23 protein-coding genes and 4 tRNA genes are annotated in these 21,778 nt (G+C 39.3%); 21 read left to right on the top strand and 6 right to left on the bottom strand.

The genetic code is table 11. From position 1 onward, the window contains the following. Positions 1 to 24: 24 nt before the first annotated feature. From ACWIUD_RS09250 to dcd, 3 genes are read right to left on the bottom strand one after another with little or no spacing between them, the layout of a single operon-like run. A complete protein-coding gene (locus ACWIUD_RS09250; RefSeq protein ID WP_454148645.1) occupies positions 25 to 1,833 on the bottom strand; it encodes an autotransporter outer membrane beta-barrel domain-containing protein in 1,809 nt (602 codons plus the stop codon). Positions 1,834 to 1,843: 10 nt separating this feature from the next. Then, on the bottom strand, positions 1,844 to 1,999 hold the full coding sequence (locus ACWIUD_RS09245) for a hypothetical protein (protein WP_454148644.1): 156 nt from the start codon (positions 1,997 to 1,999) through the stop codon (positions 1,844 to 1,846). 21 nt (positions 2,000 to 2,020) lie between these two features. Next, positions 2,021 to 2,578: a dCTP deaminase gene (gene dcd, locus ACWIUD_RS09240; protein WP_454148643.1), complete on the bottom strand. Its 558-nt coding sequence runs from the start codon at positions 2,576 to 2,578 to the stop codon at positions 2,021 to 2,023. 61 nt (positions 2,579 to 2,639) lie between these two features. Here dcd and accB point away from each other — a divergent pair, with 61 nt between their 5' ends. The 3 genes from accB to ACWIUD_RS09225 are packed head-to-tail and all read left to right on the top strand — an operon-like array spanning position 2,640 to position 5,115. Then, the gene (accB, locus tag ACWIUD_RS09235; RefSeq protein ID WP_454148642.1) at positions 2,640 to 3,128 is read left to right on the top strand and encodes an acetyl-CoA carboxylase biotin carboxyl carrier protein; all 489 of its coding nucleotides are present in this window, start codon (positions 2,640 to 2,642) and stop codon (positions 3,126 to 3,128) included. 15 nt (positions 3,129 to 3,143) lie between these two features. After that, entirely contained in the window at positions 3,144 to 4,487 is a 1,344-nt protein-coding gene (locus ACWIUD_RS09230) for an acetyl-CoA carboxylase biotin carboxylase subunit (RefSeq protein ID WP_454148641.1), read from the top strand. A 34-nt stretch (positions 4,488 to 4,521) separates the two neighbouring features. Further along, the gene (locus tag ACWIUD_RS09225) at positions 4,522 to 5,115 is read left to right on the top strand and encodes a hypothetical protein (protein WP_454148640.1); all 594 of its coding nucleotides are present in this window, start codon (positions 4,522 to 4,524) and stop codon (positions 5,113 to 5,115) included. Positions 5,116 to 5,117: 2 nt separating this feature from the next. Here ACWIUD_RS09225 and ACWIUD_RS09220 read toward each other — a convergent pair whose 3' ends face one another. Next, positions 5,118 to 5,249, bottom strand: coding sequence for a hypothetical protein (locus ACWIUD_RS09220; protein ID WP_454148639.1), 132 nt, complete (start codon positions 5,247 to 5,249; stop codon positions 5,118 to 5,120). On the opposite strand from ACWIUD_RS09220, the gene ACWIUD_RS09215 reads away from it, so the two are divergent. The 12 genes from ACWIUD_RS09215 (at position 5,209) to ACWIUD_RS09160 (ending at position 19,010) form a co-directional block, all read left to right on the top strand. After that, positions 5,209 to 6,402, top strand: a complete 1,194-nt coding sequence (locus ACWIUD_RS09215) for a DegT/DnrJ/EryC1/StrS family aminotransferase (protein ID WP_454148638.1) — start codon at positions 5,209 to 5,211, stop codon at positions 6,400 to 6,402. The genes ACWIUD_RS09220 and ACWIUD_RS09215 overlap by 41 nt on opposite strands. Positions 6,403 to 6,431: 29 nt before the next feature. After that, positions 6,432 to 7,154, top strand: coding sequence for a hypothetical protein (locus tag ACWIUD_RS09210; protein WP_454148637.1), 723 nt, complete (start codon positions 6,432 to 6,434; stop codon positions 7,152 to 7,154). 120 nt (positions 7,155 to 7,274) lie between these two features. After that, positions 7,275 to 8,636: a hypothetical protein gene (locus tag ACWIUD_RS09205; RefSeq protein WP_454148636.1), complete on the top strand. Its 1,362-nt coding sequence runs from the start codon at positions 7,275 to 7,277 to the stop codon at positions 8,634 to 8,636. A 119-nt stretch (positions 8,637 to 8,755) separates the two neighbouring features. Then, a complete protein-coding gene (locus tag ACWIUD_RS09200; RefSeq protein WP_454148635.1) occupies positions 8,756 to 9,625 on the top strand; it encodes an MBL fold metallo-hydrolase in 870 nt (289 codons plus the stop codon). A 151-nt stretch (positions 9,626 to 9,776) separates the two neighbouring features. Beyond that, positions 9,777 to 15,152, top strand: coding sequence for an alpha-2-macroglobulin family protein (locus tag ACWIUD_RS09195; RefSeq protein WP_454148634.1), 5,376 nt, complete (start codon positions 9,777 to 9,779; stop codon positions 15,150 to 15,152). 37 nt (positions 15,153 to 15,189) lie between these two features. Beyond that, positions 15,190 to 15,369 (top strand): hypothetical protein, encoded by a 180-nt coding sequence (locus tag ACWIUD_RS09190; RefSeq protein ID WP_454148633.1) that lies wholly within the window; start codon positions 15,190 to 15,192, stop codon positions 15,367 to 15,369. Then, the gene (locus ACWIUD_RS09185) at positions 15,344 to 15,619 is read left to right on the top strand and encodes a hypothetical protein (RefSeq protein ID WP_454148632.1); all 276 of its coding nucleotides are present in this window, start codon (positions 15,344 to 15,346) and stop codon (positions 15,617 to 15,619) included. The genes ACWIUD_RS09190 and ACWIUD_RS09185 overlap by 26 nt, the downstream gene beginning before the upstream one ends. Before the next feature lie 332 nt (positions 15,620 to 15,951). After that, complete coding sequence (locus ACWIUD_RS09180) at positions 15,952 to 16,317, top strand: hypothetical protein (protein ID WP_454148631.1); 366 nt, start codon at positions 15,952 to 15,954, stop codon at positions 16,315 to 16,317. 85 nt (positions 16,318 to 16,402) lie between these two features. Continuing rightward, entirely contained in the window at positions 16,403 to 16,609 is a 207-nt protein-coding gene (locus ACWIUD_RS09175) for a hypothetical protein (protein ID WP_454148630.1), read from the top strand. A 150-nt stretch (positions 16,610 to 16,759) separates the two neighbouring features. Further along, the gene (locus ACWIUD_RS09170; RefSeq protein WP_454148629.1) at positions 16,760 to 17,062 is read left to right on the top strand and encodes a hypothetical protein; all 303 of its coding nucleotides are present in this window, start codon (positions 16,760 to 16,762) and stop codon (positions 17,060 to 17,062) included. A gap of 57 nt (positions 17,063 to 17,119) precedes the next feature. Continuing rightward, positions 17,120 to 17,824, top strand: a complete 705-nt coding sequence (locus ACWIUD_RS09165) for a RipA family octameric membrane protein (protein WP_454148628.1) — start codon at positions 17,120 to 17,122, stop codon at positions 17,822 to 17,824. 10 nt (positions 17,825 to 17,834) lie between these two features. Then, complete coding sequence (locus tag ACWIUD_RS09160; RefSeq protein WP_454148627.1) at positions 17,835 to 19,010, top strand: BspA family leucine-rich repeat surface protein; 1,176 nt, start codon at positions 17,835 to 17,837, stop codon at positions 19,008 to 19,010. Between the two features lie 67 nt (positions 19,011 to 19,077). On the opposite strand, the gene ACWIUD_RS09155 is transcribed toward ACWIUD_RS09160, so the two are convergent. Further along, positions 19,078 to 19,236, bottom strand: a complete 159-nt coding sequence (locus ACWIUD_RS09155) for a hypothetical protein (protein WP_454148626.1) — start codon at positions 19,234 to 19,236, stop codon at positions 19,078 to 19,080. 87 nt (positions 19,237 to 19,323) lie between these two features. Next, positions 19,324 to 19,830, bottom strand: coding sequence for a hypothetical protein (locus ACWIUD_RS09150; RefSeq protein WP_454148625.1), 507 nt, complete (start codon positions 19,828 to 19,830; stop codon positions 19,324 to 19,326). A gap of 108 nt (positions 19,831 to 19,938) precedes the next feature. On the opposite strand from ACWIUD_RS09150, the gene ACWIUD_RS09145 reads away from it, so the two are divergent. From ACWIUD_RS09145 to ACWIUD_RS09120, 6 genes are all read left to right on the top strand, one after another. Beyond that, a complete protein-coding gene (locus ACWIUD_RS09145) occupies positions 19,939 to 20,985 on the top strand; it encodes a GDP-L-fucose synthase family protein (RefSeq protein ID WP_454148624.1) in 1,047 nt (348 codons plus the stop codon). Positions 20,986 to 21,009: 24 nt separating this feature from the next. Further along, a complete protein-coding gene (locus ACWIUD_RS09140) occupies positions 21,010 to 21,243 on the top strand; it encodes a BrnA antitoxin family protein (RefSeq protein ID WP_454136683.1) in 234 nt (77 codons plus the stop codon). Between the two features lie 66 nt (positions 21,244 to 21,309). Then, positions 21,310 to 21,384 (top strand) — tRNA-Gly (locus ACWIUD_RS09135). A 48-nt stretch (positions 21,385 to 21,432) separates the two neighbouring features. Continuing rightward, positions 21,433 to 21,520, top strand: a tRNA-Leu gene (locus ACWIUD_RS09130). 9 nt (positions 21,521 to 21,529) lie between these two features. Beyond that, positions 21,530 to 21,604 (top strand) — tRNA-Cys (locus ACWIUD_RS09125). 74 nt (positions 21,605 to 21,678) lie between these two features. Then, positions 21,679 to 21,766: transfer RNA gene (locus tag ACWIUD_RS09120), tRNA-Ser, on the top strand. The last annotated feature ends 12 nt before the right edge of the window (positions 21,767 to 21,778 follow it).

The raw sequence follows: 21,778 nt of genomic DNA, 5'->3' as shown, positions 1-21,778 counted from the left end.
CGAATACGCGCACGAGACGACGCATTACCACGCTACGCGCCACTCAAATCCGCCGCCGTTGCTTACTCCCCTGTCGCCAAATCCCCCAAAATACTGCACTCCAAACTCCATATCGAAGTTTTGCGCCTCCAAAAGATACGAAATTCCCGCGTTTGCGTAACCTAAAATTTTGTCGCTATCTAGCGCAAAATCGAAGTTTTCGCTTCGCACTAAAACCTTGCTTTTGGCGAGTTTTGGGGCGAGATTGAACTTCGCGCCTACGCCAAAGTTTATCCCAAATCCGCTGAAATAATTCGCATAAGAAACCCCCAAATCGCCGTAGATTAGGTTAAAAATGGCGTTTTGGTAAATCGCAGAATCTGCTTTGATTTCCTTTGATTTTAGTGCCTTGTAGTCAAATCCTGCTTCGATTGAAAGCGCCCCGCCTGTGCGAAAATCAAAGGTTTTGCCAAAAGTTAAACTTGCGCCAAATCCTAAATTTTGCGGTTTTACGCTATCCAAAAATTGCGTTTTTAAGTCGTTTGAGAAGTGGTAGAAATCCCCTTGTGCCTTTAAAAACAGCGCAAAAGGCAAGTCGAATTTGTAATGCAGTCCGCCAAATAAATTTAGATTTTTGATTTGCAAATCTTTGTCGTGCTTGTCGCGTAATGTGCCGTAGGTTAGGGCGAAATGTGCGCCAAGTGTGTGCGATTCTGCGATATTTGCGCTAAAAGCGGTGATGAAACCATAGTCAAATCCGCTTAGTGTGTAGTTTCCTGCTTTGGCGAAAGAGTTGTGATTGATGAAGGGCGTGAAAATGAAATAATAATTTTTTGCAGAATCTGCGGTGGATTCTGCGATTTGGGGGCGATTTGCAGAATCTGCGGGATTGCGAGAAATGTTTCTTTGGATTCTGCGATTTTTTGCGGTAGATTCTGCGTTTTTGTAGAAAAATGTTTCGTTTTGTTTTAAAATCGCAGAATCTGCGAGATTTTTCGCTTCGCTCAAAATGACAAAGGTGGGGTCAAGATTCGCGGAATCTAATTGCGAAGTGCGTTTGATTCTACGAATTGTGCGTTTTTGTTGGGTTTGTGAATTTTGCGGGGTTTGCGCTAGATTCTGCGATTTGCCAAATTTTCGTGGGAAAATCATCGCGCTAGTCATTATTTGCAAATTATTCATCGTGCGAATGTTGCTTTTATACAAAGTGCCGATTGTGCTGTATTGCGGGGTGATTTCTGCTTTGAATCCATTTGCGCCACTTTTGGTTAGCGTGTAAATATCATTGTAAGTCGATAGGCGGGAGAAATCCACGCCCAAAGCCGTGTAAGTGCCACTATTTGTATTTGTGGCAACTTTGCTAATGTCATATTCCTTGCCTAACTCAAAATTCGCGCCAAAGTCAAGAAAAATCTTTGATTTGCCATCTTTGAAGCGGACATCAGCGGCACTATCGATGACTAAATGCGAAGCACCTGTCGTGCTACTATTAAATCGCGTGGCACTTTCATCAATTTTTAGTGTGTAGGCTTGGATTTGCACTCTACCCTGAAGATTTTTATTTGTCGGATTGGCATTAGCATAAACAAAACCAATGATGCCATAATTATTTATCGTAATAAAATTTTTTTTATCATCATTTTGTATCCCGCCCATAGTTCCGTAATTTGTGAGCGTCCCAACACTACCGCCACTTGCAATCCAAAACATTCTCTCCATTGTGCCACGATTTATAAAATGTGAAACATATCCACGAATCGCAATAGATTGATTGCCTGAAGTAACTTTTATAACCCCATAATTTGTAAATGTGCCGATTTGCGCTTGGATTTCGATACCGCTACTACTTCCCACGCTAAAATCGCTATTGTTTGTAATATCGCTGTAAGGTTTGGTTATCTGGCAAGTGGTGCAACCGCTTGTAATGATAGTATTTAGCTCCGTTGCATTTAAAAATACAAATCCCCCCCCCCCAAGTGAGAAAAAATATCAAATATAACAATATAGCAACTCTTCGCATTTCGCCCCCTCCCCAAATCTCTCACAAAATCCGTGGCAAAGTAATGCCCGTTTGCTTTTGGTATTTGCCGTTTTTGTCTTTGTAGCTAACAGCGCATTCATCATCGCCACTGATGAAAAGCACCTGCGCTATGCCTTCATTTGAGTAGATTTTGGCGGGGAGTGGCGTTGTGTTGCTGATTTCGATAGTGATATGCCCCTCAAACTCTGGCTCAAATGGCGTTACATTTACGATTATCCCGCACCTTGCATAAGTGCTTTTGCCTAGACAAATCGCAAGCACATCGCGCGGAATCTTAAAGTATTCAATCGTCCGCGCTAACGCAAAAGAGTTCGGTGGCACGATACAAATATCGCCCTTATGCTCGACTACATTGCACGAATCGAAATTTTTGGGGTCGACAATAGTCGAATTTACATTCGTAAAGATTTTATACTCGTTAGCTACGCGAATATCATATCCATAGCTACTCACACCATAGGAAATCACGCCTTTTCGCAAACTTGTCGCCTCAAAAGGCGTTATCATTTCGCACTCTATCGACATTTTTTCAATCCATTTGTCAGATTTTAATCCCATTTTAATAACCTTTTAAAAAATTTGTGTTATTATACAAAATTTTTTAATGAAAGGGGATTTTATGAATATCACAGAAATTAAGAAACTCTTAGAGATGTTTGATGCCTCAAACTCCGTGAAGTTAAAGATTACAAATGAAAATTTTGAAATTTCACTAGAAAAAACGGCGGCAAAAATCGGCAAAATCGCTCCGATTCAGCCACCGCAAATCGCAGAATCTGTTGTAGATTCTGCGCCAAAAGCGACTAAATCACCGCAAATCGCAGAATCTACCGCAGAATCTAATATAGATTCTACAAACTCCGCAAATACCGAAACAATAAATTCGCCGATGGTGGGGACTTTTTATCGCGCTCCATCGCCTGACTCTGCGCCTTATGTGAATGTCGGCGACAAAGTCAAAAAAGGGCAGACAATCGCAATCATCGAAGCGATGAAGATTATGAATGAAATCGAAGCGGAATTTGACTGCAAAATCGTAGAAATTGTGCCAAATGACGCGCAAAGCGTGGAGTTTGACGCGGTTTTGTTTGTAGTCGAAAAAATATAAAAAACGAGCAAAACTATGAAAGAAATTAAGCGAATCTTAATTGCAAATCGCGGTGAAATCGCACTGCGAGCGATTCGGACGATTCAAGATATGGGCAAAGAAGCGGTTGTGATTTACTCGGTGGCGGATAAAGATGTGCATTATTTAGAGCTCGCAGATGTCAAAGTCTGCATAGGCGGGGCAAAATCAAGTGAGAGCTACCTAAATATCCCTGCGATTATGACGGTTGTGGAGCTTTTTAAAATCGATGCGATTTTCCCCGGATACGGCTTTTTAAGCGAAAATCAAAATTTTGTAGAGATTTGCGAAAATCACGGCATTACCTTTATTGGTCCTAGCCAAGCGGTGATGGCACTGATGAGCGATAAAAGCAAGGCAAAAGATGTGATGAGAGAGGCGGGAATCCCCGTCATTGAGGGCAGTAACGGCGCGATAAAAGACTATAAAGACGCACAAAAAATCGCCAAAAAAATCGGCTATCCTGTCATAATCAAAGCTGCCGCAGGTGGTGGCGGACGCGGAATGCGTATAGTTGAGAGCGAAGAGGCGTTGAAAAACGCCATTTTAGCTGCCGAATCCGAAGCAGTGAGCGCGTTTGGCGATGGTTCGATTTATATGGAAAAATTTATCAAAAATCCAAAACATATCGAAGTGCAGGTGTTAGCGGACAAAAAGGGCAATGTGATTCATATCGGGGAGAGAGACTGCTCTGCGCAACGGCGTCAACAAAAACTCATCGAAGAATCTCCCGCAGTGGTTTTGAGCGAAGAAGTGCGCGAAAATCTGCTAAAAACCGCTGTCCAAGCCGCAAAATATATCAAATACGAGGGTGCGGGGACTTTTGAATTTTTGCTAGATAGCAACAAAAAAGATTTTTATTTTATGGAGATGAATACGCGTTTGCAAGTCGAACACACCGTTAGCGAAATGGTAAGCAATTTGGATTTAATCGAGCTAATGATAAATGTCGCGGAGGGCAAATCGCTCCCCAAACAAAGCGACATTAAGCTAAAAGGACATTCGATTGAGTGCCGAATCACAGCCGAAGACCCAGAGAAATTCTACCCAAGCCCCGGCAAAATCACCGAGTGGATTGCGCCCGGTGGCGGGAATGTAAGGCTTGATACTCACGCATACAACGGCTACACCGTGCCTATGTTTTATGATTCGATGATTGGCAAACTAATCGTGTGGGCAGAGAGCCGCGACAAAGCCATAGCGCGAATGAAACGCGCATTGCGTGAATTTAAAATCGGTGGCATAAAAACGACAATCCCATTTCACATAAAAATGATGGACAATGAGGACTTCAAAAAGTCGCTAATCCACACGAAATATTTGGAACAAAAAATGCTTTGATTCGCCTTAAATATCACATTTAAGGCGGTGGCTTATGAAAATAGAGCGCGATGGCGTTGCTTCTCAATCGCAATTAAAGCGCAATAATTTGGATTCGTTAGAGAAAATTTTGCGCGATTCGCAAAGCAAAGAGACAAAGCAAACCACGCAAGAGTGGCAAATCACAAACAATAATTACTCTGCAATCCCCCACAAAGAGCTAAATAACAACATTGGCATTTTGCAAATCGCCCAAAGAGCGTTGCAAAATATCCTAAACAATAGCAATATCACGCTAGATGGCGTGTTTAGAGAGATAAATAATGCGCAGTTTTTGGGGAGTAGTGTTTTTGAGCCATCGATGATTTTGCGCGACGACGGGGGCGAACTGCTATTTGATGCTAATCGCATTTTAAGCATTATGCCAAGTGATGAGCGCGATTTGTATATTTTCAAAAAGGCGTTGAAAAACGAAGTGGATTTTATCGCCCACTCACTTCAAAATCTGCAAAGCGCGAATATGACGCAAGATTCGGCGCGTTATGGTGCGGATAATGTGAGCGACTATCTCACAAGCAACGCAATGCTTTTTTCAAAAGCGCACAACACAGCGGGGCTGATTTCTAGGATTGATGCGTTGCTTTTGTGAATCTATGTGATTTTTGGGTGCGAATTTTGGATAATATTTGGCGCGAATCTAGCGTGATTTTGGGCGCGAATCTTTAAAAGTGCGAATCTAAAAATGCTCCCATATAGCACACAGCTTATCGATGATGATGACATAAATGCCGTCCTTAGCGCATTAAAAGGCGAATTTATCACACAGGGTGCAAAAGTCGATGAGTTTGAGCGACAAATCGCCGACTTTGTGGGCGTAAAATACGCTGTGTGCTTCAACTCCGCCACCTCCGCGCTAAATGTGGCATATAAGATTGTGAAATGTGATTTGGCAAATCATAGTGCGATTAAGGGCGATTCACGCGATAAAATCGAATTTCTAACCACGCCCCTTACATTCTGCGCTACGGCAAATATGATGGTGGAAAATGGCATTGTGCCGAAGTTTTGCGCTATCAATGAAATGGGCAATATCGATGAAAATAACTTGCAAATTTCACCAAATATTAAGGCAATAGTTAGCGTTGATTATGCAGGGAATAGCGTAGAAGTAGAAAAAATCGCTAAAATTTGCGCTGAAAATAATTTGTATTTTATCAGCGATAGTTCGCACTCTTTTGGTGGCGCGTCCAATGGGCGCAAAATCGGCGCGTTTGCGGATATGACGATTTTTAGTTTTCACGCGGTAAAGCCCATTACCACCATTGAAGGGGGTGCGATTACCACAAATAACGAGCTTTTTTATAAATGGGCGAAACTTTTGCGCTCACATTGCATTGCAAAAACGGAGCTTTGGGATAGTGAGATTATGGGTGCAGAATCTATGAAAAACGCAGAATCTGACAAAATCGCAGAATCTAGCACACTAGATTCTGCGTTTATCGGACACAATTTTCGCCTAAGCGACATTGCCGCGTCTCTTGGCATCTCACAGCTTAAAAAATTGCCATCATTTTTAGCCAAACGCCACCAAATCGCACAAATCTACGATGACGCATTTAAGGGCGAATCCAAACTCCGCACATTGCAAATCCCAGCGCACATTTACTCAACCTATCATTTGTATCCTATTTTGCTAGATTCCGCGCTTGTGCCACACAAAAAAGCCATATTTCGCGCACTTTTAGACGCAGGATTAGGCGTTCAAGTCCATTACAAGCCAATTTATCGCTTTGCACCTTACCAAAACCACGCGCCTATCAAATCCGCCGATGATTTTTACAATGCCGAAATCTCAATCCCCTGCCACCAAAAAATGAGCGCAAATGACGCGGATTTTGTTATAAGTGCGATTCGCAAGATTTTGGCAAAATTTTAAAAGATTCGCGTAACATTTAAGGCAATATAATGTTTCTCTACTATCTTTACCACTATTTTGGCAAAAATCGCAAATGGCTAAATATCGCACATAATGTATTTGATAAATATATTGCAATTAGTGCTAGTATCGTAATATTTGGCACTCTTGTATTGCAGGTTTATTATGAGCCAAAGCTGATAGTTGCATTTATCCACAACTTACCCATAATCATCAAAATCTTTTTGATTTACCTTTGGTGGATTGTTGTTGTGGTCGCTATATTAGCGATTGTTAGCTTGTTTTTTATCCCACCATTTGCTAGAAATCGCACCAAACAAAACATTATCACAGAGATTTTTATAAATCGGTGGCGATTTATCGTGCTAATGCTAGGAATGCTTGTTTTTGGATTTTTGGCGTTTGTAATGTTTGGGGTGTTATTAAAAATGTTTGCTTTTGGTATTGCGATATTTTTGTGTTTGTTGTTGGTTACGCTGCAATATGTAGCGACTAAATCTATCGCACTTGGCGAAAATGGCGTCATTATTCGGCAGATTTGCGGTGAAATTTTTATCCCTTATAGCAATTTATATCCATTAAGTGAGCGCGAGTTGCAAAAAGCGATAGAAGATAAAATGATAAGTATTAAATATGGCGATTATGCTGGTGTGCGATTTGAAGTAGGCAAGGACAAAAACACAAGAGAGCAATTTATGAATCTATACAATAAAAAAGTGATGGATTCGCGTAAAATGACGACAAACCCATAAATCAACGCAAATTTTCACGCGATTCGCAAGATTTTTTCACAATTTTAAGTAAGATTCGCCAAAATCTCAAATCTTAAAAATTTCGCTATAATCACGCATAAAATTTATGGAGTTGTTACAATGAAAAAAGTTTTATTTGTGATATTGTTTGTGTGCTTAAATGCAAGCGAATTCGACCCACCTAGAGAATCTACTTTGCTTAATAGGGCTGATAAAACCATATATTTAGGAATCAAAACAAATATCCTTTGTGTAGATGATAGATTGGAAGCTAGATATTTATCTAGTCAAATGACCGAATTTTATGATGGTGGAAGAGATATAGAATTAAATGATTTCACTGCCACGCTTTATCTTGGCAAAATCATTTTTGAGAAAAATAAGCAAGGTATTTTAGCTCCCAAATTTATCCCAACAACTATCACAGATTCTAGCTTTGATGGACTAAATACATTTTGGCTAAATGAAATAAATAAAAAAGCAAAAAAACCATTTCAATCGATGTTTCAGCCTTATAAATCAAGTGCTGGTGGGGGAAGTCGCCCAAGTGCAGATTCTATTCCCTACCAAAAAATCCACTATTTTAGGCACAAAGATAATATTGTGCTAACCAAAGACCAAATCATCTCATATTTTACGCAATTACACAAAGAAAATACAGAATTTATCGCAAACTACATAGATTCGATAAATGCAAATCACGGCATTAAAGCATATAATTTGAATGATAGAATCTATGATGAATTATTAAAAAATGGCATTGTTAATGAATCTATGATAAAACGATACGCTGATACGCATAAAGTCGTCCGCAATAATGCACTTGACTTAATCGCATTAGATTATCTTTCAACGCTAAAAGTGTCAAATCACAAATTGTTTTTTAAGATTGTGCTGTATGATGAGCTGTTTTATCCATATTTTGTATGGAGTTTGAGAAATTTCCTTGTGCCTTATTTTGCTGGTAGATTCCAAGATGAAAATAATCTACTTTTTAACGCAGGGGCTTATAAGAAATACGCAGGACAACATAGAATTGCAAATCCTTATAAAGATGAATTTAAAAATATTTTGAATGAAATGGAAATTTTTTATGCAAATATTTTGCCAAATAGATATCGGGAAGGATATATAGAGGGCTATGAGCTGTATTTTTATTATTATGGGATAAATTTTTCACCAACTGATGAGGAATATTTATATTTAAAATTGCCCATATCAAAGGGATATAAACAAATTTCCCCCAACCAAAAAATAAGTGAAATACCAAAGCACGAACTTCAAGCACTTGAATGGTTGCCCAAAGAAAAACAAAAATACACTATATCAATTCCCTCTCCACTAGGCAAATATTACTTTGAATTAAGCGATAATAAAGGCGTATTTATTGAATTTTTTGATAGAATCTACCCAAGCATATCAAATCCCCCAAAAGGCTGGAGCAAAAAAATGATGAGAAAGTTAGAGTTAGGATTGGAGTAGGCATCTATAATCAAAACTGCCACGCATATCGCAAGTTTTAGCATTTTCAAAATTATTGCAAAATCATTCAAAATCTTTTGCTATAATTTTGCCTTTATTTTTAAATTTTAGGGGAAAATATGCGTTTTATAGCAATGATTTTATTTGCGCTTTTTGGTGCGATTGGCGTGGCTTTTGGGGTGGATTCAAATATTTATCACACAAAAATGGGAGAAAGCGATATTTACATAATATCTTTGGAGAAAATGTCGCCACCTGTGGAAAAACTAATCGCAAATAATGAGAATGACAAAGCATTCATCGCCAAACTCGCGCCACAATTAGCGCAAAACAATCAAAATATTATGCTAATTTGCCACAAAAACTTTGTCGCGCTGGTGGATACGGGATTTTCGCATAATTTTGATACGCTAAAATCGCGTCTATCGCAACTAAAACTTACTCCAAGCGATATAACGCACATTATCATCACACACGCGCACGGCGACCACATAGGCGGGATTTTGCAAAATGGCACAAATCAATTTAGTAACGTGGCGTTGATGATTGACAAAGGCGAATATGATTTTTGGGTAAATGGCAAGAATTTTAGCGGGTTTGCGATTCGCACTGCCAAATCTGCCAAAGATGCGTTACTTTCATTTAAAAATAAGGTGATATTTTTTAACCACGACAAAACTCTAAACGAATCGCTTGACATTAAAAGCGCGAAAGACTTGCAGATTCGTAGCATTAAGGCGTATGGACACACGCCCGGACACACGATGATAGAGATTGCAAGTAGCGACAAAAGGCTTGTGTTTGTGGCGGATTTGTTTCACGCCTTTGACATTCAAAAAGCACATCCGCAAATCGCCATACAATACGACATAAGCCCAAGCGAAGCGATAAAATCGCGTGTGGATTTTCTAAAATCACTCAAAGGCAAATCTAGCGTTTATATCATAGGCTCACATTTGCCCTTTATAGAGCCTATATTGTGGAAATAAATCCATTTTTCTGCCACCAAAAAATGAGCGCAAATGACGCGGATTTTGTTATCTCAACGATTCGCAAGATTTTTTCACAATTTTAAGTTAGATTCGCGCATAAATTTATTATAATTTCGCTTTTATTTTTGTAAATTTGAAGGGGAAAAATATGAGATTTTTTAGTGTGATTGCAGGGATTTTTGGTGCGATTTTGGCAGGGATTTTTTTCAATGCCTGTGGCGACAATGGCGCGATTTCACAGGCAACGAATGGCATTATCCAAACCCACATAAAACCACAAATTATTTTCAAACAAAAAGTTAGCGACAATATCAACGCTGTGATTGAATCAAAAGGCGAGATTCGCATAAATGGCAAAAAATATTTTGGCAAATATATTTTTGATAGCGAAAATTCGCTGACTTTGCTTACCGATTCGCCCCTCAATGCGAATCAAAACTACAAAATCAACTTTGATTTTGACGCCATAAACAAAGCGCAAGGCACAAGCATAAACGCAAAAAATTTCACTATGGAATTTAGCACCGAATCGCTTCATTCGCAACTTGAAGGCGCGAATTTCATAAAAGATTCGGCAGATTTATCAAAGATGAAATTAGAAGCGCGCCTTCACCTCTCACAATCGCTCCCGCAAGATAGCATTGCAAACGCCATAAAACTCGCCGATTCAGCGCACAAAAATATCCCACTTCACATTACTAGCATTAGCGATAGAGAGATTGCAATCGCCTCTGATTCGCTCCCCTTGCCAAAGAGCGATGAATCCTTTGCGCTTACCATTGACAAAGATTTGGGATTAGAAAAAAGCGAAAAATTTATGATTTTGGCGTCAAATGCGGATTTTCTAAAAGTAATCGACATTAAGCCCATTTTAGGCGATAAAAACAGCATTGAGATTCGCTTCTCCGCCCCGCTTATGCCAAATTTGAATATTGAAAATTTCATTCGCGTTAGCCCAAATGTTGATTTTCGCGCTTCGCAGTCAAATGATACGATAATTTTAAGCGGAAATTTTTCGCAAAGCGACTATGAAATTGAGATTTTAAAAGGCATAAAAGGGCGCGATGGAGTTAGCCTAAAAGAAAACACAAAGCGCACAATCACGCTAGGCGACAAAGAACCAAAGATTGTTTTTTCAAATAATGGCGTGTTTTTGCCTGATTTGGCAAAAAAGCAAGTCGCCTTTAAAAGCATAAATGTCAAAAAGGCGCGAATCGTAGTGCAAAAAATCTATGCAAACAATATCGCGTATTACCTTGATGACAACAATTTGATGAAAAATCAAACAAATGATTTTTACATTTATCGCATTGATAGAATCGGCGGTGTGATTTTTGAAAAAGAGATTACCATAAATGCGCCCAAAAATGAGTGGATTCAAAGCGCGGTGGATTTGAGTAAATTGAAAGATTTAAGCGGGATTTTTGTGATAAGTTTGCATTTTGATAAAGATGGCGTGAATTATAATTTCCCTAGCAGTGTCGAATCGTGGCGCGTGGATAATTATTTTTATGACAATGGTAGCATTTATAAACAGCTCATTTTTTCAAATATCGCGCTATTAGCGCAAAAATTTGGCGATGAAGTCATAGTCTCCGCGCTTGATATAAAAAGCAACGAGCCACTGCCAAATGTGGAGATTTCAGGCATTAGCAAAAACAATCAAACCATATCCAAAGCAAACACCGACATTGCAGGTAATGCAAAGCTAAAATTTAGCAAAAACATAAGCGCAAATTTAAGCAATAATATCGCATATATTTATGGCAAAAAAGTCGGCAAAAGCGATGATTTCGCGCTCATAAAATTAAGCGCACAAGAGATTAGCGATGATGGATTTGACACTGATGGTGTTAGTGCAGAAAATGGCATAAAGGCGTTTATTTACACAGATAGGGGCGTTTATCGTCCGGGCGATTCGGCAAATCTCACCATAATCGCACGAAATAAAGACAAAGCGATAAATCACCCCATAAAATTAAGCATTACAAATCCGCGTGGCAAGGTGATTGTAAATAAAGCGACTATCGAATCTAGTGGCGATGGCGTATTTTATTATGAGTTTAAGAGCCAAAAAAGCGCATTTACGGGCATTTATAATGTGCAAGTTGATATTGGGGACAATCTTTTCACACACAAAATCGCCGTTGAATCTGTCGTCCCAAATCGCATAAAATTAGACTTAAAAGCGCAAGATTCGCTTGATTTATCAAAAGAGCAAATTCTAAAATTTTCATTTCAAAGCGACTATCTTTTTGGCGCACCTGCAAGTGGTTTGGATTGGACTTTGAGTGCGTCCTTTGATGAATTTAAATTTGAAAGCAAAAAATACAAAGATTGGAGTTTTGAGCGCATAGGCAAGGACAGATATTATAACAATATGTATTTGGGTGGCAAATTAAATGAAAGCGGATTTGCCGATGGAGAGTTTGATTTTGCTAGTTTTGATTTTACCAAAAATTTGACTATGAGCATTACTGCGCGAGTGCTTGAAAACAACGGACGCGCCGTGATTCAGCGCAAACGCATTTTGCTTAAAAAATTTGATAGTTTTGTAGGTATCAAAAATCCCGCGAATCGCTATGTCCGAAGTGGTGATAGCGTGAATCTAAATGTCGTTTTGCTTGACGAAAAAGAAAACTTCATCAAAAATCGCAAATTAGAATATGTCGTATATCAAAATAATTATTCGTGGTGGTGGGATTACAGCAATAAAAATGACTTTATTCGCGCAATTAAGGGCGATAAAAACACGCGAATCATCGCGCAGGGCGATTTGAAAAGCAAAGATAAGATTAGCAATATTAAGTTTGATATAAAAGATAGGGGCGAAATTTTGGTAGAAGTGGTGGATACCACAAACAATCAAAGCGCGTCAATCTCGCTTTATGCGTCATCGTGGGGCGAACCGCTTGACATTGAAAAAATTACGCAACTAAAAATCAAAACCGACAAAAACAAATACAAGCACGGCGAATCCGCAAAAGTTACCTTTGAATCTGTAAAGGGCGCAAAGGCACTTATCACAATTAGCAGCGACAAAGAGATTTTGAAGCGATATTGGATTACTACGAATGATTTGCAGACAAATTTTAGTGTGCCAATCGATGAGAAAAACGCACCAAATCTCTATGCGAGTGTGTTTTTGCTCCAAGATTATGGGAGCGCGGATAATGATAGGGCGTTGCGACTTTATGGCGTTGTCCCGCTAAATATCACAAAAGAGAGCGCGAAAATCGCCCTAAATATTAAGACAAAAGATGAGATTTTGCCAAATTCAAAGCTAAATATTGAGATAAGCAATGAGCAAAATAAGCAGGTTACTTACACTTTGGCAATCGTAGATGAGGGACTTTTGAATCTTACAAATTTCAAAACCCCATCGCCCTATAATTATTTCTACGCCAAAACAAAATACAATATTCGCAATTTTGATACTTTTGATTATATCATAGGCAAAATTGAAGGCGCGGTGCGAAATGCCTACTCAATCGGGGGCGATGAAGAGTTAGGCGCAGCAGGAAAGGGACGCAATGATGAAAATGCAGAGCGATTCAAACCCGTAGTGCATTTTATAAAGCCCACCAAAAGCGACAAAAATGGCAATGCAAAGATTAGCGTTGATGTGCCATCCTACATTGGCGCGTTGCGCGTAATGCTTGTGGCAGTGGATAATAATAGCTATGGAAGCGCACAAAAAGAAGTCCGCGTGAGTGCGCCTGTGGTAATGCTCCCTACGATACCGCGCTCACTTAAAATCGGTGATAATTTTCAAATGCCTATTGAAGTTATGCAAATCAAAGATAATGTAGATTCTGCGAATTTGGCGATAAAAAGCGATGGCATTGTGGAGTTTGATAAGAGCTTACAAGAAGTGCGATTTAAGGATGGCAAAAAATCCCAAACAATCTTTTTTAACGGGCGCGTGAAAGAAAAATTAGGCGTTGAAAATATCGCAATTCAGCTAAATAGCGATAATTTTATAATGAGAGATTCGACACAAATTGACATAAAAGCCCCAAATCCTTACACGCAAATTAGCAAAAATTGGGTGCTAAAAGGTGGCGAATCCGCACTCATCGAAGCCCCAAAAGCCTTTGTCGAAAATTCAAACACAGGCAAAATCACACTCTCATCAAAACCACTTTTAAGCATAGACCACCGCTTAAAGTGGCTCATTCGCTATCCTTATGGTTGCATTGAGCAGACGACTTCAAGCGTTTTCCCGCAACTTTTTATCACAAAATTGGCAAGTGAAAATTTCGCACAAAAACAGCAAATCATAGATAATATCAACGCAGGGATTGCGCGAATCCAAAGCTTTCAAACAAATGATGGCGGATTTTCGTATTGGCAGGGCGGAAGCAATAGCGATGAGTGGGGCAGTAGCTATGCGACACATTTTTTGATTATGGCAAAGATGAATGGCTATAAAGTTAGCGATTCGGTGCTAAAAAAGGCGATAAATTATTTGAAAAATCACACAAGTTCGCGTGATATTTATCCGCTGTATTTGCTTAGTTTGAGCGACAATCATCAGCTTGGCGCGATGAATGAGATTTATGAAAATCATTTGCGAAGTCTATCAATTACGAATCGTTGGCTTTTGGCGGCAAGCTATGCGATGGCTGGATTTGATGATATCGCGCTAAAAATTAGCAATGGTTTGAGTTTAACGCCAAATGAATCGCAGGATTATTATTCGCGCTCTTATGGCTCAAATCTCCGCAACAAAGCCATAATTTTACAAGCCCACAAAATCGTTACAGGCAATATTGACGCGGATTTGTATGATGAAATCAAAAGCGAATTAGAGGGCAATGAGTGGCTCTCCACGCAGACTTCTGCTTATGCACTGCTAGTTTTGGCGAGTATCAAAGATGAAGCGCAAAAGGGCGATATGGGCGAAATTAAGGGCGAAATTACGCTAAATAACAAAACGCAAAAATTTGAGTTAGCAAAAGATAGAGTAGAATTTGCCCTAAATAGCGGGAGCGCAAAAGTCAAATCGCCAAACGCGCTTTTTGTAAATTACAGCTGGGAGGGCATAACGGCAGATTCAAGCAATGATAATATCGCTAAAAAAATGCAGTTAGCGCGTGAATTTGTGGTGTTTGATGAGAGCGGAAATGAGCGCGTGATTGACGCAAGAGAGATTCAAAGTGGCGATTCATTTTACATAAAAATATTGCTAGTGCCACACGGCAGGAATCGCATTGATATGAACAATATCGCGCTTACTCAAAATCTCCCTAGTGGCTGGGAAATCGAAAACACGCGCCTAAACAATGACGCCCTGCCACAAGCGGTGGTAAGCGCGAATAATGGCATTAGCTACACGGATATTCGCGATGATAAGATAATGTGGTTTTTTAATGTGGGCGAATCGCAAATGGTTTATGTGAAAATAAATGCCGTAACGCCGGGTGAATACACGCTCCCTGCGGCGTATGCAGAGGCGATGTATGATGGGAGTTATAAGGCAAGCACGGATAGTTTTAAAGTGCGCGTAGTGGCGAAATAGAATGCGCTAGTTTGGCAATTTGTATTTGGGTATTCATTTGCGTTGTTTTTATGCAAAACTGCGCTCGATGGACGCCCAAGTCCTATCTCGCTTGTTTCACATAAAAACAACGCAAAGCAACACCGCAACTACTTCGATGGTTGCTTCGCTACGCTCGCAAAACGAAGTTTCTTTAGTAAATCCTGCGGATTGTGATTCTGCGAATCGCAGAATCTAGTGTGTTTTTTGTCATTCTGAGCGAAGCACTTGTGCGAAGCGAAGAATCTCAAATTCTCTCCCTTCCGATAAATATCCCACCCCAAACCCCTCCCGCAAAGGGAGGGGCTTTTTCTATCTCCACCACCCTTGCGGGAAGATTTCGCCCAATTTCTCTCCCCCTCCCTTGCGGAGGGGGATTAAGGGGGTGGGTAAAATCTCAAAAAAATCGTCATTGCGAGATTTTGCAAAGCAAAATCGTGGCAATCTAATTTGTAGATTCTGCGATTTTTGTGATAGTTTCTGCGATTCGCAGAATCTATCACATTATTTATCATTCTCGCACAAATCGTAGAATCTCAAAATTTCAAATATTTTTAAGAATTTTTTAATGTGTTTCAAACTAAAATGCGGGTTTTATTTTGAAATTTTCAAACAAAAAGGCACATTTTGAAACACAATGATTTTATAAATCGCAGAATCTCGCTTTTAGAAAAAACTCTCTTGGGGGGGGGGATTTACCCTTTATCTAACTGATTTTTTATCGTTTTTATCTCACAAAACTCGCACATTAAATTTTAAAAACTTATTTCGTTTTGTCATTTTGAGATTCTGCGATTCGCAGAATCTCGTGCAAAAACTCGCAATTATAAATAAAACCCACACCCTAACCCCCTCCGCAAGGGAGGGGGAATCTTTGAAATTGCCATTCACAAGGGAGGGGGAATTTTTGGATTCAACCTCCGCAATGGATATGAAAATAGCGAAAACTTCGTTCGCAACTACAACAAAAACTTTGGATTGCCACGAAAATGCTACGCATTTTCTCGCAATGACGAGACGGGGAGCGATTCATTTCGCAATAACGAGATGGGGTGCGATTCGTTTCGCAATGACAGGACGGGGCGCGATTCGTTTCGCAATGACGGAGATTCTGCGCCACACACCACTCACAAAGGACTTCAAATGATTGCATAAATTATGATGAACGCAGAATCTGTGTGTGGATTTTCAGTCGGCGGTTAGGCAAGTAAAATTTTAAGGAGGACAAAATAATGCGTTGTATATATTGTAAAAAACTAAAAAGAGATTTGGAGGCGCAGGATATGCGTATTTGTGCAGATAGCCCTGATGAGCATCATCACTACGCGACAAAGGGTTATAACGCTGGGTATGCGTTTGCGGATGTGTGCTTGGATAAGTTGGCTAGGTTGCCTGAAAAGATAGATGGTTTGATTTGCTATCTATTTAAAAGAAAATAAAATTTTAAGGAGTTAGAAATGAGTGTTGGGAATATTATAAAAAATATATTTGTTGCAGCTGTTCTTTCGCCACTTTGGTTTGGTATTGATTATATACTTGCTGCTATTTTTTGCAGTGTATTTGGCATTAGTAATGATGGGATTCTAGCATTGGTGGTTATTATTTTTGCAGTTATTACATATCCAATCGTGGTATGGTATTTTTACAACAAAGACAAAAAGAAAAGCACTTGTCCGCGCTGTAAAACGCCATTTGTATTTTATGAGCAAGAAGCAGGCACTGAAACTTTAAGCGAGGATTATATAAGCCAAGATGTCAAAGATAGCAATGGCGTATATAGGCGCAAGTCTTATAAAGTAGGCAAAGAGAGAAAATATTACGAAGGAAAATGCAAGGAATGCGGACATACTACAAAGCGAAATGAAGTAAGTAACTTCAAAAGGGAAATTTGATAGATTTGGTAAGGGGGTATTTATTTGCCCTTTGCTTTGTGATATAAGGAGCTAAAAATGTGTGATTTGACACAAAAACGCGATGATAGTGAATTGAAATTGAAAAAATACGAGATTTTATACACTGCCTATGCCGATGAGATTCGCAATCTATGGCAACGCTCTATATTTTTGGGTGCGTTTATGACTTTGGCGTGGGGCGGATATGGTGCATTGCAGTTGAAGTTTATCGAACAATGTTTGCAAAATATTTGCGCTTATCATTTCGCTTCGCTTGGACTTTGCTTTGTTATTATTGTGCTATCGCTACTTTGGATAGCTATGGCAAAAGGCTCAAAATTCGTGCAAGAAGCGCACGAAAAGCATATAAGAAAATTTAATTTTAATGAAACAGAACAAGATATTAAAAAATTGTTTTGTGAATTAGATGAATATGAATATATAGAGAAAAACGGCAATAGCGATACAAAAAAAGAAATGGATAAAGATTTAAGCCCAAATCTGTTTTTTAGTAAGGCTTTAAAAGCCTATCGCTATTCGCCTAGCAAAATAAATATTGCTTTGGGTTGGTTTAGTGCTGTTATGGCTTGTGTATTGACATTACTGCATATTTGTAAAATTGGCTTTACTTGTCCATATTTTATTGTTGTTGTGTTGATATTTGTTGTAGGATTATTTGTTTTATCGTGGTTTATAAAAAAACAAGTTAAGGGCGGTGCAAAAGATAAGAAATTATCTTTTTTGAAAATGTTTTTAATTTAAGGAGTAAAAAATGGCTAAATACACACCAAAGACAAAAGATGAGTTAAAAAGGCTAGTGCAAGATGAGAGCATATATCTAGGAGATATTGATACTAGCAATATCACGGATATGGATAGTCTTTTTTCTATGAGCGAAAGGCGTGATTATGATGACATAGAGAAGTGGGATACTTCAAATGTTGCAAATATGAGTTGTATGTTTTTTGCTAATGAACAATTTAATCACGATATAAACTCTTGGGATACTTCAAAAGTGGTAGATATGACTGCTATGTTTATGGCTTCAATTTTTAATCAGCCTTTAAATAAGTGGAATACTTCAAATGTTATAAGTATGTATCGTATGTTTTACGAAGCGGACTTTAATCACCCACTTGATAGTTGGGATACTTCTAGCGTGGAGTTTATGACGCAAATGTTTCACAAAGATTTTAATTTTAATCAAAATTTAGATTCGTGGGATGTCAGCAGTTTGTGTGATAATCAACAAATGTTTTGGGATAGCGGTATGGATAAAGTGCCAAAATGGCACAAGAAAAAGATATGTGTAGCAGAGCTTAAAGGCTCGGGACTTCGTGCAGAAGGGCTATCAGAAATATATGATGAAATAGGTAAGCGCGTAAAGGAAGTTTTGGCAAATCCACAAGCCAAAGCCAAAGCCAAAGCAATGCCAGAGCACAGCAAGGTGCAATCGGGTGATTTTGACTTTTGGCAAGGCAAAAACACTATTATAATAGTCATAGTTGCCTTGCTTATAGGTGTATCCGCAGGATTTATAAAAAATAAGTTTAAAGAAAGCAATAAAGCCAAATTACCACCCACCCAAACCACGCAACCTGCAAAGCAAACGCAACCCACACAAATGCCCCGATGCGATGATAGTGCGTTGCTAAATCATCTTGTAAAAACACATAAGGAACAAGAGATAGCGAGACTAAAACAAAAGCCCGATTTTCAAAACTATAATGCAGAGGATTTTATTATCAATCAATATAAATTCAATATTGTGAATGTTAAATCTCTATCAAACGCAAATAAAGAGATTGTTTGCGAAGCGGAATTGGAGGCAATATCGCCCAATCCACAAGATGAACCATTTTATGAGTTTATAGCCTACCGCGCACAACTTAACGATGACAATAGCATAGGATTTGAGATTTTGGAGGTTAAATACGCGAATCCTTAAAATTATATTTTAGATTCGCGTGGAATTATTATTAGATTCTGCGATTTCGCAGAATCTAACGCAGAATCTAAAAAAATATCGTCATTGTAAGTTTCTGAGAAATTATGAAATTCGCAGAATCTACCCCCATTTCGTCATTGCGAGCGAGTGAATCGAGTGTGGCAATCCAAATTCGCAGAATCTGCGTTGTTTTCATAAGATTCTGCGAATTTGCAAATTCTCGCAATGACAAAAATCCACGCTAGATTCTGCGATTTTATAAAATTTTCGTGCGAGATTCTGCGATTTACTTACCACGCAAATCTAATTTTAATCATTCGTCCCCTAATTTTTCTACGCCTTTTTCTATCCCTTTTTGAAGCGCGTCTGTGGCTTTGTTCGCGCCTTTTTTGATACCTTTGTCAATCGCATTTTTGGTTTTCCCTACACCATCTTTAAGTGAGTTTTTGCCATCTTTGAGTGCTTTTTTGCCGCTTTTAATCGCGCTTTCGCCTTTTTGCGCGCCTTTTTGGATTTTTGCTTTGCCGTCTTTTACGCCTTTGCTAGTTGCGCTTTTTGCCTTTGCCGTGCCTTTTTCAAGCTTATCTGCGCCTTTTTTAACTTTGTCTTTGCCCTTTTGGACTGCGCCTTTGGCTTTATCCGCGCCTTTTTTGATGGACTTTTTGCCTTTTTGCTCGGCGTTTCCTACGCCCTCGCTAATGGTTTGCCTCGCAGAATCTGCGTCACTTTTCAACGCCTCTTTAATATTACTGCCAAAATCCGCCGCAAACAGCGCACTTCCCGCGATAAAGCTCACTAACATACTGCTAAAAATTTTCATCCTAAATCCTTTCTTTCGCTAAATTTTAAACGCCATTAAACTATTTTTTTGTGAAAAAAATGTGAATTTTTATATAATTGCGCGAATTTTTTTAAAAAAGGGGGCGAAATGAAGGCAGATTCTGCGATTTTTATAGCTGGGCATAAGGGGCTTGTTGGCAGTGCGATTGTGAGAGAATTGCAAAGTCGTGGTTACAAAAATCTCATCACAGCGGACAAAAGCAAGTTAGATTTGCGTGATTTTAGCGCGGTTGAGGCGTTTTTCAAAGCGCAAAATATTGAAATCATCTTTCTTTGTGCGGCAAAAGTGGGCGGGATTCTTGCAAATAGCACATATCGCGCGGATTTTATCTATGAAAATTTGGCGATTCAAAACAATGTCATTTTTAACGCGCATCGATTCGGCGTGAAAAAACTGCTATTTTTGGGCTCATCGTGCATTTATCCGCGTAACGCGCCCCAGCCGATTGGCGAATCTGCCTTGCTTACAAGCGAGTTAGAATACACAAATGAACCCTATGCGATTGCCAAAATCGCGGGGTTGAAGCTCGCCGAATCCTTTGCGCTTCAATATGGTTGCAATTTTATCGCTGTGATGCCGACAAATCTCTATGGCGAAAATGACAATTTTGACTTGCAAAATTCGCACGTCCTCCCCGCGCTAATTCGCAAAATCTTTTTGGCAAAGTGCTTGGAGAGTGGCGAAATAGCGCGAGTAAAGGCGAATCTTGGCGCAGATTATAAAGCAATCTTGCGTGAATATGGCATAAGTGCGGAGCGCGTGAATATTTGGGGCAGTGGCAATGTGCGCCGTGAGTTTCTCCACAGCGAAGATATGGCTAGGGCGTGTGTGTTTTTGATGGAGAGCGTGGATTTTAGCGATTTGGCGCGAGAGTGCGAAAAAAGTGGCAAAGAGATTCGCAATACGCACATAAATATCGGTTCGGGCTCGGATATAAGCATTCGTGATTTGGCAGAGATTATTAAAAAAATCATCGGTTTTAGCGGGGAACTTGCCTTTGACAAAAGCAAACCAGATGGGACAAAGCAAAAATTACTAGATATTTCAAAGCTACAAAATTTAGGATTCGCCCCGCAAATCAGCCTAAAATGTGGGATAAAAGCGGTGTATGAGAGTTATAAAGCGCGAAATTAAAGTAAATTTAATATAATTATGTCTATGAAAAAAGAATATAACTTTTCTAAATCAACGCCAAATCCGTATTTTGAGGCGATTTCTACGCAAAATAGCACAGCAAAAAAAGCGCGAAAAAAGCAGATTTCAATCAATCTAAATGTGGATACGATTGATTATTTTAAAAATATGGCAAACAAGCAGGGCGTGTCTTATCAAACGCTAATGAATATTTTTTTAAATCAATGCGTTTCAAAAAAGTTAGAGATAAAAATTTAAAAAATTATTGCAATATCTAATTTTTTTAGGTAGAATTTCGCTTTTTATTTGAAAATTTCAAATTTTGCGGGAATAGCTCAGTGGTAGAGCGCGACCTTGCCAAGGTCGAGGCCGCGGGTTCGAAACCCGTTTCCCGCTCCAAAATTAAACAAATATCAAATCATCATTTTTTTAAAATGCGAAATCAAAGCTCGGGTGGTGGAATTGGTAGACACAAGGGACTTAAAATCCCTCGGATATTGCATCCGTGCCGGTTCAAGTCCGGCTTCGAGCACCACGATTTTGTGGCGACATAGCCAAGTGGTAAGGCGTGGGCCTGCAAAGCCCTGATTCCCCAGTTCGAATCTGGGTGTCGCCTCCAAAAATTCACTTTTACGCGCTGTTTTTGAGTGTGAATCTTGTGATAATTTGGACGCATTTTAAAGCGCGATAGTGCGGGAGATGGCTGAGTGGTTGAAAGCGGCGGTCTTGAAAACCGTTGAGGGTAACACCTCCGGGGGTTCGAATCCCTCTCTCCCGGCCACGAATGAAACTC

It is taken from the genome of Helicobacter sp. 23-1044, assembly GCF_053654695.1.
Note: the sequence above shows the minus strand (reverse complement) of the source record. Positions and strands in the feature narration are given on the sequence as shown.